The sequence below is a fragment of the Erwinia sp. AC075 genome, assembly GCF_979253995.1.
On the sequence record NZ_CEEDEU010000001.1, the window covers coordinates 3,910,262 to 3,924,645 of the forward strand.

The 14,384-nt window shown below is 48.2% G+C and carries 16 protein-coding genes, 1 tRNA gene and 1 pseudogene; 12 read left to right on the top strand and 6 right to left on the bottom strand.

Annotated elements, in window-relative coordinates:
• Positions 1-144 precede the first annotated feature (144 nt).
• The 5 genes from AC0IXH_RS18325 (at position 145) to AC0IXH_RS18345 (ending at position 3,023) form a co-directional block, all read left to right on the top strand.
• Positions 145-468, top strand: coding sequence for an antibiotic biosynthesis monooxygenase family protein (locus AC0IXH_RS18325; RefSeq protein WP_013204463.1), 324 nt, complete (start codon positions 145-147; stop codon positions 466-468).
• Positions 461-853 (top strand): amino acid-binding protein, encoded by a 393-nt coding sequence (locus tag AC0IXH_RS18330; RefSeq protein ID WP_471721162.1) that lies wholly within the window; start codon positions 461-463, stop codon positions 851-853. The genes AC0IXH_RS18325 and AC0IXH_RS18330 overlap by 8 nt, the downstream gene beginning before the upstream one ends.
• Positions 832-1,563: an ArsR/SmtB family transcription factor gene (locus AC0IXH_RS18335; RefSeq protein WP_471720810.1), complete on the top strand. Its 732-nt coding sequence runs from the start codon at positions 832-834 to the stop codon at positions 1,561-1,563. Before AC0IXH_RS18330 ends, AC0IXH_RS18335 begins: the two co-directional genes overlap by 22 nt.
• Positions 1,564-1,674: 111 nt before the next feature.
• Positions 1,675-1,769: transfer RNA gene (locus AC0IXH_RS18340), tRNA-Sec, on the top strand.
• A gap of 306 nt (positions 1,770-2,075) precedes the next feature.
• A complete protein-coding gene (locus AC0IXH_RS18345) occupies positions 2,076-3,023 on the top strand; it encodes an apurinic/apyrimidinic endonuclease family protein (RefSeq protein ID WP_346568804.1) in 948 nt (315 codons plus the stop codon).
• Between the two features lie 185 nt (positions 3,024-3,208).
• On the opposite strand, the gene AC0IXH_RS18350 is transcribed toward AC0IXH_RS18345, so the two are convergent.
• The 3 genes from AC0IXH_RS18350 to AC0IXH_RS18360 form a co-directional block, all read right to left on the bottom strand.
• The gene (locus tag AC0IXH_RS18350) at positions 3,209-3,901 is read right to left on the bottom strand and encodes a DUF421 domain-containing protein (protein ID WP_013204447.1); all 693 of its coding nucleotides are present in this window, start codon (positions 3,899-3,901) and stop codon (positions 3,209-3,211) included.
• Between the two features lie 1,004 nt (positions 3,902-4,905).
• On the bottom strand, positions 4,906-5,430 hold the full coding sequence (locus tag AC0IXH_RS18355; protein ID WP_471720811.1) for a phenolic acid decarboxylase: 525 nt from the start codon (positions 5,428-5,430) through the stop codon (positions 4,906-4,908).
• Between the two features lie 265 nt (positions 5,431-5,695).
• Positions 5,696-6,574, bottom strand: coding sequence for a LysR family transcriptional regulator (locus tag AC0IXH_RS18360; protein ID WP_471720812.1), 879 nt, complete (start codon positions 6,572-6,574; stop codon positions 5,696-5,698).
• A gap of 107 nt (positions 6,575-6,681) precedes the next feature.
• On the opposite strand from AC0IXH_RS18360, the gene AC0IXH_RS18365 reads away from it, so the two are divergent.
• From AC0IXH_RS18365 to AC0IXH_RS18375, 3 genes are all read left to right on the top strand, one after another.
• Positions 6,682-7,656: a quinone oxidoreductase family protein gene (locus AC0IXH_RS18365; RefSeq protein WP_471720813.1), complete on the top strand. Its 975-nt coding sequence runs from the start codon at positions 6,682-6,684 to the stop codon at positions 7,654-7,656.
• A gap of 370 nt (positions 7,657-8,026) precedes the next feature.
• A complete protein-coding gene (gene cspE, locus AC0IXH_RS18370) occupies positions 8,027-8,239 on the top strand; it encodes a transcription antiterminator/RNA stability regulator CspE (RefSeq protein WP_013204444.1) in 213 nt (70 codons plus the stop codon).
• Between the two features lie 281 nt (positions 8,240-8,520).
• On the top strand, positions 8,521-9,012 hold the full coding sequence (locus tag AC0IXH_RS18375) for an Hsp20 family protein (RefSeq protein WP_265909145.1): 492 nt from the start codon (positions 8,521-8,523) through the stop codon (positions 9,010-9,012).
• A gap of 189 nt (positions 9,013-9,201) precedes the next feature.
• On the opposite strand, the gene AC0IXH_RS18380 is transcribed toward AC0IXH_RS18375, so the two are convergent.
• On the bottom strand, positions 9,202-9,966 hold the full coding sequence (locus AC0IXH_RS18380; RefSeq protein WP_471720814.1) for a hypothetical protein: 765 nt from the start codon (positions 9,964-9,966) through the stop codon (positions 9,202-9,204).
• Between the two features lies 1 nt (position 9,967).
• Positions 9,968-10,165 carry a hypothetical protein gene (locus AC0IXH_RS18385; protein ID WP_471721163.1) on the bottom strand — a complete coding sequence of 66 codons (198 nt, stop codon included), beginning with the start codon at positions 10,163-10,165 and terminating at the stop codon, positions 9,968-9,970.
• 602 nt (positions 10,166-10,767) lie between these two features.
• Here AC0IXH_RS18385 and AC0IXH_RS18390 point away from each other — a divergent pair.
• On the top strand, positions 10,768-11,229 hold the full coding sequence (locus AC0IXH_RS18390) for an Hcp family type VI secretion system effector (RefSeq protein ID WP_471720815.1): 462 nt from the start codon (positions 10,768-10,770) through the stop codon (positions 11,227-11,229).
• Positions 11,230-11,245: 16 nt separating this feature from the next.
• Entirely contained in the window at positions 11,246-12,097 is an 852-nt protein-coding gene (locus tag AC0IXH_RS18395) for a DUF4225 domain-containing protein (RefSeq protein WP_471720816.1), read from the top strand.
• On the opposite strand, the gene AC0IXH_RS18400 is transcribed toward AC0IXH_RS18395, so the two are convergent.
• Positions 12,094-12,471 carry a hypothetical protein gene (locus AC0IXH_RS18400; RefSeq protein WP_471720817.1) on the bottom strand — a complete coding sequence of 126 codons (378 nt, stop codon included), beginning with the start codon at positions 12,469-12,471 and terminating at the stop codon, positions 12,094-12,096. The two genes, AC0IXH_RS18395 and AC0IXH_RS18400, sit on opposite strands and share 4 nt — an antisense overlap.
• 220 nt (positions 12,472-12,691) lie before the next feature.
• Here AC0IXH_RS18400 and AC0IXH_RS18405 point away from each other — a divergent pair.
• A pseudogene (locus AC0IXH_RS18405) lies at positions 12,692-12,810 on the top strand (AsnC family transcriptional regulator); the annotation flags it as partial.
• 256 nt (positions 12,811-13,066) lie between these two features.
• Positions 13,067-14,089 (top strand): LacI family DNA-binding transcriptional regulator, encoded by a 1,023-nt coding sequence (locus AC0IXH_RS18410; protein WP_346600291.1) that lies wholly within the window; start codon positions 13,067-13,069, stop codon positions 14,087-14,089.
• Positions 14,090-14,384 lie beyond the last annotated feature (295 nt).

Below are 14,384 nucleotides of genomic sequence, written 5' to 3' on the forward strand. Positions count from 1 at the left end.
GATGGCGGGAAAGGGCAGGTCAAAGAAGGCCAAAAACGGACATGATCCTGTCCGGGTGAGACGATCGACATTTCGTTGGGCAGCGAAGCATCGTGCCTGCCGCTGAATACACTGGCAGACATCAACCACCAAGGGAGTTACCTGATGATTGCTGTACTTTTTGAAGCCGATGCCGTGCCTGAACATCAGGCGCGCTATTTCCAATTAGCCACGGAGCTTAAACCGGAGCTGACCGACGTGGACGGTTTTATCTCAATCGAGCGTTTTCAGAGCCTGAGCACCCCCGACAAAATTCTTTCGCTCTCCTGGTGGCGCGATGAAGCGTCGGTGTTGAGCTGGAAGAAAAATCAGCGGCACAGGGCAGCGCAGGAAGAGGGCAAAGCCACCATTTTCGCGTATTACCGTATTCGTATTGCCAGCGTGATTAGAGACTACTCATCAGAATCAGGAAGCCATGCAGATGTATGATATCCATGTTGTTTTGACCAATATGCCGGGCTCGCTGGCCTCAATGGGCACCACGTTGGGTAACAATGGTGTCGGCCTGGAAGGCGGCGGCGCGTTCTCCGTCGGCAGTGAAAGCCATGCGCATTATCTGGTGGAGGATGGCGAGCGTGCCCGAGAGGTGTTGGTTAATGCCGGTTTCTCGGTGCATGCGGTGGTTAAACCGGTGATCCGTAAGCTCCGGCAGGAACGTCCTGGAGAACTGGGCGAAATCATGGACGTGATTGCCCGCAACGGAATAAATCTGTTGGTCCAGTACAGCGATCACCACAACCAGTTAATATTACTGACAGACAATAATGAACTGGCCGCACAGGTCACTCAACCATGGGAAATCCCTTCTGCATGAGCCTGCCGGGTTTAGCTAACACGGATGACGGTGCCGTATCGCTGGAACACGCCATGTCGGCTATCGCCAGTGCCATTTCTGACCCGTCGAGAGTCAGAATACTCTGCGCACTGATGGATGGCCGGGCATGGACAGCGACCGAACTGAGCGCCGTGGCCGATATTGCCACCTCCACTGCCAGCGGGCATTTGGCGAGGCTACTGCAAAGTGGTTTAACGGTGTGTCTCTCGCAGGGCAGGCACCGTTATTACCGCCTGGCAGGCAGCGATGTTGCCAGCCTGCTGGAAAACATTATGGGCATGTCGGTAAAACATATCCGCACGCCTGAGACGCGCGCGCCGCTCCCGTTACGGCGCGCCCGTACCTGTTATGACCATCTGGCGGGGGAAATCGCGGTCGAACTTTATGCCTGTATGAAGGCCAACCACTGGATTACAGCTGACGGCAGTACGATAACTCAGGCCGGACTGCACCATTTTCAAAGCATCGGGGCAGTGCTTAATCCCAAAACCAAGCGGAAACCGTGCTGCGATTGTCTGGACTGGAGCGAGCGGCGTTTTCACCTCGGAGGGGATGCCGGCGCGGCGTTATTCCTCGCCTTTGAGGCACAGGGCTGGCTGGTGCGCATTGAAGGTTATCGGGAAGTGAGGTTCACTGAAGCAGGGAAAAAAGCATTGCAAAGGCATTACGGGGTGGTTTTCACGCACTGACCGTGGCTGCCTTTCGTCATTGTGGGATGCGCTTAACGAAAGCCAGATTGCGACGAGGTTAGGGCTGAATTTCAGCTTTACACAATGCTATACTCTGCGCCTCTTCAAAGAGGAAGATCGTCGTCTCCGGTGAGGCGGCTGGATTTCAAATCCAGTTGGGGCCGCCAGCGGTCCCGGGCAGGTTCGACTCCTGTGATCTTCCGCCAATCAGCATCTTCCAAACTTGATCCCTGCTCATCCGATCACATTCATAAAACCTGTATTTACAGGGTTAATGCGATTGTCCTTGTCTTTTAAGGCCTGCCTGAATATGCGTTTTGAATAGGAATATATCGTTATTGCGTTCAGCGTTCTGCTGAAAGAGTCAGATGAATTTAATAAAAATTAGAAATAAAATAGTGAAAAAATATTTGAAAAAAAGTGAATGACTATTCAATTAATAAAAACATTTCTGACCGTGCAAAATTCAGGTTAGTTGATACAATTATCTGAAATTATGAAAAGGAACAGTGATGAAATTAGGGTTTGCCTGCAAGTACCTTAACGCGGATTTAAAGCAGCCATGGCCCTTTAAGTCACCAACACGAAAGCGATTTCTCAACCTTGATGAGAAAAAACAGGGGCAATTGCTGTTTGAGTGTGCCACACACAACCTTGCCCAGCTGTCGCACATTTTTGATGAGCTGGCGCAACTGCCCGAGGCATTAAGAATGATGAGAATAGGTAGCGATTTGCTCCCCTTGTTTACCGTTCCTGAAGCCGGCATCCATTATCAGCGGCTGTTACTCCAACTTAAACCGCTTTTCTCGGCGTGCGGTGAACGCGCGCGCACCAACGGCATACGTCTCTCATTTCATCCCGGGCAATACACTGTACTTGCATCCGAAACACCGGAGGTCGTTGACCGCTCGCTGGCAGACATCGAATACCATGTTTTATGCGCCAGGCTGCTCGGTTACGGGAAAAATTTTCAGGATTTTAAAATTAATATACATATGAACGGACGGGGAGGATTTGAAGGATTCAGGTCCGCTTTTCAGCGACTGAGCCCTGAAGCTAAGCTGATGCTTACCGTTGAAAACGATGAAGTTTCTTGCTCATTGGACGATGTGTTGCAGGCCAGAAAGTTGTGTCCGATTGTACTGGATATTCACCATCACTGGGTAAAAGAAAACCAGTTCATAAAACCAGATGATGAGCGTATTGCTTTAATTAAAGAATCCTGGCGGGGAGTGAGACCCGTTTTACATTACTCAGTGTCACAGGAGGGATTAATTCCTGAGCGCGGATTTCCCGATCAGGAATCGCTGCAATTGTCCAAAATGAAACTGCGGGCACATTCAAACTATTATTTTAATGAGGATCTAAACGAGTGGGCTCTGTCATTTAAGGATTTCGATATTATGTGTGAAGTAAAAATGAAAAACATTGCGCGGGAAAGCCTCTTTAAATATCAGTAGGGATGTGGAGCAGCAACCTCCCGCACCTGCATAACAGTACCGGATAAGCTGAGCCGACGGCATCGGGAAGGTTCAGATGCCTCACCTTTAATCCTGCATTCCCTGATCTGGCGGCCCGATGAGTCGGTATCCCCTCGTTCCTGGCCAGATAATAAGATTTATACACGCACCCTTGCACATTGCTTTCAGCCAGTACGCAGGGTATTCAGCGCCACAGACCATAAATCCTTGCCGCACCGGGAGCAGAGGTGAACACCCTTCACATCAAGTTCTTCAACACTGCCGCAATGATTGCAGGCATAGGTGCCGGCAGCCTGAATTTCCGGGAAACTTCGGCGATGCTCAGGTGGCAGGACCGACAGGCCGGGTCTGACAAATTCATTATCAAAACAATAGATGCTGAGCTGCCCGTCAACCTCCACAAGGGCCAGACGTATCTGGCCCAAATGCTCTATGTTTTTCAGACGCAGTTCCATCAAAAATTCGTTCGGGGAAATATTGAGCCGGTCCAGATTTTCCACCACGTAGCGCCCGTCAGACACCAGCGTGATGACCTCGCCTTCAACCAGGCGGGCTACAGCAGTGAAGCGGGACATAGACCATGTAGTGGCACGGTAAAGGATGAGAAGTACAATGAAGACCATAATCACAGGCAGCACGGGCACATCATCATAGAAGGTCACGTCACCTGAAGCCGATCCCAACGTAAGAATAATGACCACTTCAAAGAGGGAGAGCTGCTGGACGCCACGCCGGCCAGATATTTTCAGAAAGATAAAAACCACCACATAAGCAATACACACGCGTAACGCCACTTCACCCAGGAACGTCAGGGGAAGATCGTTCAGGAAAAATTTCTGCCAGTCAGTGTGATTCATTCTATTTTCTCGGGAATACCAGGATCTGAATATTATAATACTCAAATCATTATTAAGGTTCTGAGTGACAAGACCTGTGATTTCACCCCAGCGTCTGAGCATGCCGGCCTGCCATGGCACTCTTTGCCGCCGCACGGAGCCTGACGGCTGAAGAGGCATCCGGGCGTGAATACCATCGGTGGTACAGCAGACCGTCTGCGAGCTGTTTTTTGCAGTATAAGGTGTGTGTCGGTTTCCGGGGCCAGGAGCGGGGGCTGAACGAAAAACTGGCCAGGCGGGAACAGACAAAATTATTTGATCCCAGTCACTATTATATTTTTCAGCTGCTCAGATTTGTAAGGAAGCGAGCGCAAGATTAAATTAATCTCAAAATAAAAAATCGCCCACAGAAAGATAGTAGTTTTATGTGAACGAAAAAAACCTCTTCCATACCGGAAGAGGTTTTTATCATGCTGGTAAACTGTTAAAACTCACTCATTAACTATTCATACAGTCCTCACACAGGCTAAATTCTGGCACCCGCTGCTGTGCAATTCCGCTGGCCTGAAAATCTGTATAAATACTGCCAAGAAATATTCTGAATCTTGCTGCAGTAACCTGTTCACAACCTTTTTTATGTAAAACCCAAGCGTTTAAACTACTTACCAAGTAGTAATATCTGGCTGTATTCATTAAAACCTCAATCAGTAAGCGAACAATAATTACACAATAAAATTTAAGGTTTCTTGATATTTATCAATGAAAACGCAACTATTTTTACTATTAGGAATTTACGGTATTGCAACCTTATAAAAAACAAAAGTTTTTTTGAATAGATATGGCGTTAATTTCCAGGTCTGGCCGAATCTGGTTAAAAGCGGTCGATTTAAATCGAGGTGAGAAGGAACTTCGCTAATAGAGGGATGTAAAAGTCTGCATGGTGGCGAGATAAGCGCATTTTACACAGGGGGAATTGCTCCCCTGTTAATTCTCATCTCAATGTGTATTGCTATCGCCAATGAAAATTATTTTCCTTCAAAAAAGTCTGAAGGAAGTTGCCCCGGTGGCATGTTGATGACTTCATCGTTATCCGGCCCTTCATTTTTCATGTACGTCACCTTTGCAAACTCCGGTATGACGACATAGGGATAGGCCGGTCCCTCATCACGGAAACGGTGCATATCTTCAATAAATTCATTCTGATAACAAATAGTCTTCTCCGGATGCTGACCTTCGCCAGCTATCCACTGAGGGAAGAAGATGGTGCCGTGGATAACCTTTCTTTTGATGTCGAACAGCAGGCTGACGCAGGTTCCGGTAGGTTCGTGCCAGTCGACTTTATAAATGCCTGGGGCAAACTGCACCGCGTTCATCTTCTGATTTGTCACCCAGCGCCCGCCAACCAGCCCCTGATGGATCCGGTAATCACAGGTATTATCATTACGGGCGTACCATTCATACTTCCAGCCATTATCATAGGTATATACAAAGTGCGTGCCGACGAATTCTGATAAATCGTTCGCAAAATCGTTTTCCATGATGGTTTCCATAACATCACCTTTCATCTTTAAGGAGTATTAAAAATAAATTAGAAACTAAGATTCTGCCAGTTCGAGAAAGTTAACGTTTTAATATCACGGGGGAAATGTTGGTCGGCTACTTTAACTAATTATTTTGTAATGCGTTTTTCAATCAAAGCAATCATTATTAATACTCACTTTTTTTGCAACAAATCCTCGAAATTTATCTTTTTCCCAACATCACGATACGCAAGTAACCAGAATCAAGGTCTACCTGCTCCGTTAATGAAGTCACTTACAGTCCTGTTTCAGGGGCATCGTCAGGCGGACATGCCTTTCCAACAACGTCAGCCAGAAACTCCATCACCCTAACAGAGGAGGGATCGCGTCGGTACTCGGGATAGGCAACCAGCCACATACTTCTGCCTGGGGGAGGAGAATCTACAGCCAGTTTTATCAGAGAGCTGTCATTGTCCCCCATAAAACAGGGTAACGTCACCACGCCAAGCCCACTCCTGGCGGCCTGCTGCTGGGCCATCAGGTCGCTGGCCCTGAATATAATCCGCCGTCCGTTCAGCAGGGACTCCAGCCATTTCTGTTGCGTCACATAATCCAGCGACGTTTCATAACCAATGAATAACCAACTTTCGGGTGGCCTGTCCTGCCAGGAAGGTGAAGCATACAGGCCGAAACGCATCGTCCCGATCCGGCGTGTTAACAGGTCGGGATCCTCTGGTCTTGTCAGACGTACCGCGATATCCGCCTCGCCTTTGTTCAGTTGAACCTGATGGGATGCTCCTGATAAGGAGAGCGAAATATTCGGATGAGTTTGCGTAAAGTCGGCCACGGCTGGCGCAATCAGCAGCGCTGCGACAGCCGGAGATGCGCTAACCCTGATAACAGCAGCGGGCGCGGCAGAGAGCGACGTAGCCTGTATTTTTACCCGGTCTGACACCCGGTTCATTTCTTCAGCGACAGAGGCAATGACTTTGCCCTGTTCTGTCAGCGCGGTACGCCTGGGCAAACGTTCCGTCAGACGAAGTCCGAGCGACCTTTCGAGGGCGGCGATGCGGCGGCTGACGGTGGCATGATCGACGTGAAGCTCTTTTGCCGCAGCGGACATGGAACCTCTGCGGGCCAGCGCAAGAAAGTAATGTAAATCCTGCCAGTCCATTCACCTTCTCCTTGTGCGTTTTTACACATATATGGGTCTTTTATACCCGTATTTTTCCTGAGATAAACGACTTTATAATTTTCTCACTCAAACAGTGAGGACAGACTATGTCAGTAGCCATCGTAATCAGTCAGCCGGGCGGTCCCGACGTCCTGAAAGCAATTGAAATCACCCTGAGTGAACCGGGCCCCGATGACGTTCAGATCCAACATGAGGTAATAGGCGTCAACTTTGTGGATATTTACTTCCGTTCAGGGCTTTACCCTCAGTCATCTTCTCCGGCCGTGCCAGGGTTTGAAGGCGGCGGGAGGGTGATCGCCGTCGGGGAGAACGTTCGCGCATTTACCCGAGGCGACCGGGTTGCCTATACCGGCAACCCGATGGGGGCTTATACCGAGCGCAGAAATATTCCCGCAAGCCGGCTGATAAAAATACCCGAGGGAATAACTATTCGCACCGCCGGAAGCACGATGCTGAGAGGTCTCACCGCTCATATGTTGCTTCATAAGGTACGCAACGTTAAAGCAGGAGACTGGCTGCTGGTGCATTCCGCCGCGGGCGGCCTGGGGCAGATTGTCACCCGTTGGGCAACCCTGAAAGGTGCCCGGGTGATTGGTACAACGGGGTCAGTGGAAAAAATGAAAATTGCACAAGCTGCAGGTACCGCTGAAGTGCTTCTTCACACCGATGCGGCATGGGCTGAAACCGTACGCGAGATTGCGGATGGGCGCGGGGTGCATCTTGCCATTGATGGCATTGGAGGCGCTATGCTCGCTGCAACGCTCGGCGTGGTACGCCCTTTTGGCACAGTGGCAAGTCTGGGGCAGGCGGCAGGACCTGTACCACCGGTGCGTGTAGAGGAACTTGGCTTCGCCCGCTCTATCGCTCTGATGCGGCCAAGTTCAATGGCCTATGCTGACGACGCGGAACTTTACAGGCAGGGGGCCAGCGACCTGATGGCGGCTCTTCAGAATGGGCTGGAAAATCCAATCGGAGCGGATTACAGCCTGATGGAGGCGGCAAAAGCCCACGCTGACCTCGAGGCCGGACGTACAACGGGAAGCGTGATACTGACGGTTTAGCCCCCTTTTATCTACAGAGCCATAATGTAAATAAGCTATTGAATATTATGAATATAAAAGCCTGGATTGTCACTGTCTGGGCTTTTACTCCTTGTCCGGCACTGAACTGGAAAAAAATTCCCGTCAGCATGGTAACTGGAATTTTTATTTCATTACCGCTTGCGTTTAGCACCCGGTGAAGCGTAGTATGCATCTATCGGTTTGTTATACAGACCTTATGAAAGCAGTTTTAGTAAAGCAGTCCTCAGTTCAGGCGTTATCCCAAGATACCCTTCCTCGTGAGTCTCCTCCTAAATGCACCATAAGTTCATCTCTGCAAAACAGACCACGTTCGCCACTCATGTGGCCAAAAAAAATAAAGGAAGTATCTATGTCTGATTCAATGACTGGTTTAGTAAAATGGTTTAACGCTGATAAAGGTTTTGGCTTTATTTCTCCACAGGATGGCAGCAAGGATGTGTTCGTACACTTCTCCGCCATTCAGAGCAATGATTTCAAAACCCTGGATGAAGGTCAGACAGTGCAATTCTCCGTGGAGAATGGTGCCAAAGGCCCGTCAGCGGTAAATGTCATACCGATGTAATTCGGTCCGTGACCGGAGTTTAAAACAGCGATGACGGCAACAGCCTGAGCAGTTAAGCTTCAGTTAACGTAGAAAAACCCGCCTTGTGCGGGTTTTTTTATGCCCGTTTCACGCCGGTCCCGCTCGTCTTGAGGGGGAGGGAATGACGTAACGACAGAGCCCAAAAAATTTTTTTTTGAGAGTCTTGAAAATCCGACAGCAGATTATATAAATAGTCATGACCGGGGCTCGCCCCGCTTCGATGAACTTTTGGATGAACCCTTATTCAGAGGATTATCATTATGAATCTACGCAATTTTCCCGTTTCTCCTTTCTTCAGTGACGCGATACTGTCTGACCGCTTTAACCGTATGGACAGACTGTTCAGCCAGCTGACCGGCGATGCCAGCGCAGCGTCTATTCCCGCCTATGATTTGCAGCAGCTCGACGGCGAGCACTATGCCCTGACCGTCAGCGTACCGGGCTGGACGCAATCTGAACTCGAGATTGAAGTGACAGGAGGCCAGCTGACGGTCGCCGGACGCAAAGCCGGTAACAACAAGGCTGACGCTGATGCTGAAAAAGAGGCTGGCCCATCCTGGCTTCACCGGGGAATACATCAGGCTGACTTCCGTCTGAGCTTTACCGTTCCTGAGCATGTGAAGGTGACCGGGGCAAGGCTTGAGAATGGCCTGTTGCGGGTGGCACTTGAGCAGGAAGTACCGGAAAGTGCAAAACCCCGCCGTATCCCGATTGAACAGGGCGATACGCAACTTCTGTCTCATCAGGCGTAATTCCGTTACTCACGTTATCCTGGGGTGTTCTGCCCCAGGATAACAATAATGATGCCAGACCCTGTCAGCAGTACCGGTCCTCCTGCCTCATCGCGAATCAGACCTCCGTAGCGGGCTTTAAGCCGTTTTTACTGACGGTGGAAAGCTAACGCAGCAGAGTCCGGACTTAACGAAATTGCGCCGCGATCCTTAAATCCTTTTTTCGCCCTCAGGGGCCAGAGCACTGGCACTGGCGGGATCGAACAGCGAAAGGCTTTCAATCTGCTTAAGCATGATGACCTTGCGAAAAGCCATGGCGTTGCGCGGCTCTGAATCCAGCGTGATACCGTGTTCTGCATACCAGGCGCTGTAATTGTGTTCAATGCACAGGTTCAGGGTTTTGCCGTCCCGGTATCCACTGAGCATCGGGATAAGCACGATGTTGGCCGTGTTTTCCTGTTCGAACATCGCGGTGTGGATCATACCGATATAGATTCGACGAGATTTTAGCGTTACCCACGCCAGTTCTCCCTCCTCCATGCACTGATACAGCAACTGCTCCAAACCATTTGAACGCGAAAGGCGCTGATAAAGAGCTTTTCTGCCGCTACCGTCAAGACGTGCGCTACCAGCCCAGTTAGAGCGATACAGACAGAAAACCACGGCAAAAGACAGCATGATCACAACCGGAGCCTGGATACCCAGAAAACTCCATGTCATGAAGTCTATCTGCCAGCGGACATGCTCACCCGGTATAAAATACAGGGCATTTTTGATACCGGATGCAGCCAGCAGGCCCAGCCAGATAAGCCCGGTGGCGATAACCCCCTGAAGCACAAAAATACAGCCGTAAAGCGCCACCAGGAAATACACGTCCCATCCAAAGGAACGTTTGATTTTAAAACGCGTGGACAGGTCGCGGCTGGTATACCAGTAGCCGCAGACCATCAAAACCATAAAAATTGCCGTTCCCATATCAGGCTCGCTTCAGTGCATTAACGTGACGCAGAAAATCCTGACGCACCTCGTCACTTTTGAAATTAACCGACGCGTTTCCGTCCCTGTCGATGATTATCCTGTCTCCATCTTCCACTGACTCAATAATATCCTGCCGGCTCATCACCTCCAGGAGAGATTCCGGGCTTGCGAAGATAGACATAATTAACCGAAACATGCTTTTGCTTTCGTGAAAAATCCGACCGTCAGCCTGACACGTTCTGCCGCGCTCAACCATCGGCGTCCCCTTAAACTGGCAAGGGCTCCAGGGTTCACCCAGCCAGCGTGGCCCGGATTGAGCAGAAAGGGAGCGAACTAAAGCTGGGAGCCATGAAGCATCACATCGAAAAAATGGGAGGTAAGCTAAAATTGAACGTCGAGTTATCGGACGGCGGCGGATGTGTCTTTCATATTTGAATCGTATTCTGCTTATAGTTTTTTACTGGGAATGTTAAAGGGCAGATTTTTTAACCGTAGTAGTAATGGGCAATCCACGATTAATTGCTACGCGCTGTTACAGGTTCATAGAACCGCTTATATACAACCTTACAAATGGTTGAGAAATTAATAAATGGTATATTTATAGGATTGCTTTTTTTGATATCGTGGGTGCTTATTTGTTTCTTTGTTTACTGACTTTGGTTTTATAATTATACCTCTACTGAATATTCATTCCGGGTGCGCTTGAAAAAAATTAACTATTTTTTGTTGATTATGGTTGTAATACTAAGTCTGAATGCTTTATTATTAATAATTCAATTATTGTAAGGATGCAATCTAATGAATAATCTTTTCTTAAAAATTGATGGTGTTATTGGGGAATCTCAAGACAGCCAACATATCGGTTGGACCGATGTGGATTCCTACATTTGGGGAACAAAGCGAAAGGGAGATGGTGCAGGAAAAGGTAAAACTCAGTACCATAACCTCACTGTACATTGCCAGGTAGATAAAACAACGTCAGGGGCATTGTTATATGCTTCAAATGGCAATCGAATTAAAACTGTCACATTGTCAGCATGTAAAGCAGGAGGGACTCAGATTGAATATTATAGGGTGACGCTCGAAAATGTCATCGTGATGGAAGTTCTTTTCAGAGATAATGGCTCTACGACCGACGTTGAGTATGAATTCCAGGCTGACAGAGTTAAATTTCAATATTGGGAGCAGGGTGCCGTAGGTGGAAAAGGGGCGGAGAACCGCATGGGATGGGATATAAAGAATTCAACGTCCTATTTCTGAAAGAAAGGAGCATGTCATGGGCACACCAGCGATTTCTCACCTGCGCTATGATCTTGATAGGTATATTAGTGAGTTAAGAAGAGTGGCTAACCTGGCTGCGACTTTTCTTATTAAAGATGCTTTTAATCGTATTGAATACATCCGCGAAATAGAAGATAGCATTAGGAATTATGAGGATGAATTTCACTCATCATTAGAGCTGTCAGTAAAAAATAATGTTATCGAACGTCTTAAAGATGAACTATCTCTTACTGAGAGAGAATACCAAATACTCAGGATGAAAGACCATGTCACATACATTATCACTGATGTTTTTGAAGAGCATGGTATTATTAAATATGCCAAGGTTGGTGGTGGCATTGTGGCTGGCGGCATTGAAGCCTGGGGAGGGATGCAGTTAGCTAAACTTGGTAAAAGTCTACACATGAGACGATTTCAAGGTGTTGGAGTCGTTCTTGTAGCTTATGGTTTAAATAATGCCTTTGAATCGGCATCTCCGCTCATTTATGAGCATAGTCAGTCAGGGCCTTTAAGAAGCTTGTATCGCAAAGCAGCTGAGCTTGCTGGCTTATCTGATGATGCAGGCGATTTAGGTTTTAGCAGTGTCGAATTTTCATTGACTGTTTATGCTGCACTTAGAACTCCAGTATTGGCGCAAAGCCCAAAAAGGCTCATTAAAAAATATTATGGGGACCAGCCCGGAACCGGGAAACTATTCAAAAATGTCAGTAGTGACTATATATCGAAATGGTCCAGTAAAAATGGATTTATGAAGTTATATTTTGCAGCTGATTCAGCTAAAACTTTCAAAGCAAAGTTTTATGATGGTGACTATCAATATGATGACTCTTTTAGTCTTAAAGACTAAAACCTTAATTTAATGGCAAGTAACATAAGCTTGAATTCGGTGGTGATTTTTCGATTGCCACTTTTTGCTGATGAGGAGATATCAGTTATGGTTAAAATCAAGAACGCCACTGGCATAAAAAGGTAATCTGCTCTTTCAAACATGAATGCAACTAAACCTGAGACCAGCACCGCTGCCAAATAGTATTTTGTCAAAGAAATGGATTTTCTGGCTTCCTCTGCGATGACGCTTTCCAGAGTGATTTCATTGGTCAAATTTGGGTGGTATACTTTTTTTAGGTTTTTGTATTTGCGAGCAAGAACCATAAGCTCAAACGCAGTAAATCCATTTTTAATGATTTTTTCTCTTAATTTTGACATATCCCTGGCCATCATCTGCTCATCGTCCAGGCAGTTTACAATAAAATAGCCCTTTTGTGACCCCGAAATTCCCTATGAAGTTTTGTGGTTTAATAGAGTGGAGGTGGTGTAACGCGCAAAATCTTAAACACTCGCCTCACAGTGGCGTGATCCGCGGTTATTGATGGCATCTGGCCCCGGGTTTTATGGTCTAAAATTTCTCGGTCCATGTGTTCTTCACACTGCATGATTCCACCCGGATTACCTGCTGCATTTCACCACCCGCGACCTGCCCGCTTTTCAGCAGCTGTGCAACGCTTAACCTCGACCCTGGTAATGAGAACGGTGAACCAGGATCGTCCGTTGCCGCCGTAACTCCTTATCAGCTAACAAAATTAATAAATTGTCGCGTTAATTATGCGTCCATTTCTGCACCCAGGTGCAGAAAGTGTTTGCAAACGCGCTTTTGAATTAACATAATCTCAACAACGAGTTAAAGGTTTTCGCTACGTTCTGCCCCAAATTGCTTGTTTTTCCATCGAATGGCGGCGTGCGGTGCAGCAACGTATAAATTCAGTCTGCTTTGACGTTTAATGTGGCTATCTCCTGATACCCGTTACGAAGCGAAGGCATGACTACTGAGAAAAAACCGTTAAAACCTGCAAAAGCCAACGCGAGCGCGGTGGCGAAAGTGGCTGGCGTGTCGAAATGGACCGTCTCACGCGCGTTTACGCCGGGAACCTACGTGGCTCCCGAGACCAAGGCGAAGGTGCTGGCCGCGGCGGCGGAGTTAGGCTATCGCCCCAACTTACTGGCGCGCAGCCTGACCAAGAAAAATACGCATATCATTGGCGTGGCCATTGATGAGCTGAAAAACCCGCACTCCATGAAGATTCTGGATACGGTGACCAAAGAGCTCCAGTCGCGCGGCTATCTGACGCTGGTGCTGAATATTACCGCTGGAGAGAACTACCAGTCGGTGATCGAGATGGCCGATCAGCTACAGATTGACGGCATCCTGTTTTTTGCCAACGTGCTGACCCAGGAGCTGCATAACATTGCCCATAGCGTTCACTCGGTGCCGCTGATCCAGGTGTGTCGTAACAGCGAGGCGTATCGCAACGTTGAGGTGATCAACATTGATGGATTCAGGGCAGGGCGGGAAATCGGCCAGCTGCTAATCGCTCAGGGCTATCAGACCTTTGGCTATATGAAAGGCCCGGACACCGAGTCCGAGCACTTGCTGCGTAAGGATGGCTATCAGCATGAGCTGGCGCTGCACGATCGCAAGGTCGATCTGACGCTGACCACCGGCCGGTACGAACGCAAGGCAGCGTATCTGATGATGCAGGCGTATCTGCGCACAACCCCGGTGGCTGAACGGGTTGACGCGATGTTCTGCGAAAACGATACGTTGGCCATCGGTGCGCTGGAAGCGCTGTATGAATCCGGCGCGATACACAGCATTGCCGTGGTCGGATTTGACGGTATCGATGAGGCGGACTCGCCGGTCTGGGATCTGACCACCTGGAACCAGAATACGGATGTGATGATCGTCGAGGCGATCAACCGGGTGACCAAAGGCATTGCCACTGAGCAAACGGAATGGCGTCAGGATGGTCTGGTGATCAGAGGAAGCCATATTAAACGCTAGCCGTAACTCCCGTCTGCGCCGATAGGGTTGGCGGGATGCTTACAGGATGAAATTAATTACGCAACAAAACAGTAAGCGACAGAAACCAATAATAAGAAAGGCTCTTACCCCGCTAATATCGATGTCATTTAAATAACACCGGGAATATCAATGTCACAAATCAGACCGTAACCATCGGGCAGTTATAAATTCAGCGAACGCATTGCTAACTCTTGAATAATCAAGAGTCGATGGCTTTCGCCGTAAAAAAATAAAAAAACCGTTTTTAAAGGTTAATTCTCCCTGTTTTTTAACG

What these genes read in the sequence shown, in the direction of transcription:
- AC0IXH_RS18325 (WP_013204463.1), top strand. Translation starts at nt 145, where the DNA reads ATGATTGCTGTACTTTTTGAAGCCGATGCCGTGCCTGAACATCAGGCG.
- AC0IXH_RS18330 (WP_471721162.1), top strand. Translation starts at nt 461, where the DNA reads ATGTATGATATCCATGTTGTTTTGACCAATATGCCGGGCTCGCTGGCC.
- AC0IXH_RS18335 (WP_471720810.1), top strand. Translation starts at nt 832, where the DNA reads ATGGGAAATCCCTTCTGCATGAGCCTGCCGGGTTTAGCTAACACGGAT.
- AC0IXH_RS18345 (WP_346568804.1), top strand. Translation starts at nt 2,076, where the DNA reads ATGAAATTAGGGTTTGCCTGCAAGTACCTTAACGCGGATTTAAAGCAG.
- AC0IXH_RS18350 (WP_013204447.1), bottom strand. Translation starts at nt 3,901, where the DNA reads ATGAATCACACTGACTGGCAGAAATTTTTCCTGAACGATCTTCCCCTG.
- AC0IXH_RS18355 (WP_471720811.1), bottom strand. Translation starts at nt 5,430, where the DNA reads ATGGAAACCATCATGGAAAACGATTTTGCGAACGATTTATCAGAATTC.
- AC0IXH_RS18360 (WP_471720812.1), bottom strand. Translation starts at nt 6,574, where the DNA reads ATGGACTGGCAGGATTTACATTACTTTCTTGCGCTGGCCCGCAGAGGT.
- AC0IXH_RS18365 (WP_471720813.1), top strand. Translation starts at nt 6,682, where the DNA reads ATGTCAGTAGCCATCGTAATCAGTCAGCCGGGCGGTCCCGACGTCCTG.
- cspE (WP_013204444.1), top strand. Translation starts at nt 8,027, where the DNA reads ATGTCTGATTCAATGACTGGTTTAGTAAAATGGTTTAACGCTGATAAA.
- AC0IXH_RS18375 (WP_265909145.1), top strand. Translation starts at nt 8,521, where the DNA reads ATGAATCTACGCAATTTTCCCGTTTCTCCTTTCTTCAGTGACGCGATA.
- AC0IXH_RS18380 (WP_471720814.1), bottom strand. Translation starts at nt 9,966, where the DNA reads ATGGGAACGGCAATTTTTATGGTTTTGATGGTCTGCGGCTACTGGTAT.
- AC0IXH_RS18385 (WP_471721163.1), bottom strand. Translation starts at nt 10,165, where the DNA reads ATGTTTCGGTTAATTATGTCTATCTTCGCAAGCCCGGAATCTCTCCTG.
- AC0IXH_RS18390 (WP_471720815.1), top strand. Translation starts at nt 10,768, where the DNA reads ATGAATAATCTTTTCTTAAAAATTGATGGTGTTATTGGGGAATCTCAA.
- AC0IXH_RS18395 (WP_471720816.1), top strand. Translation starts at nt 11,246, where the DNA reads ATGGGCACACCAGCGATTTCTCACCTGCGCTATGATCTTGATAGGTAT.
- AC0IXH_RS18400 (WP_471720817.1), bottom strand. Translation starts at nt 12,471, where the DNA reads ATGATGGCCAGGGATATGTCAAAATTAAGAGAAAAAATCATTAAAAAT.
- AC0IXH_RS18410 (WP_346600291.1), top strand. Translation starts at nt 13,067, where the DNA reads ATGACTACTGAGAAAAAACCGTTAAAACCTGCAAAAGCCAACGCGAGC.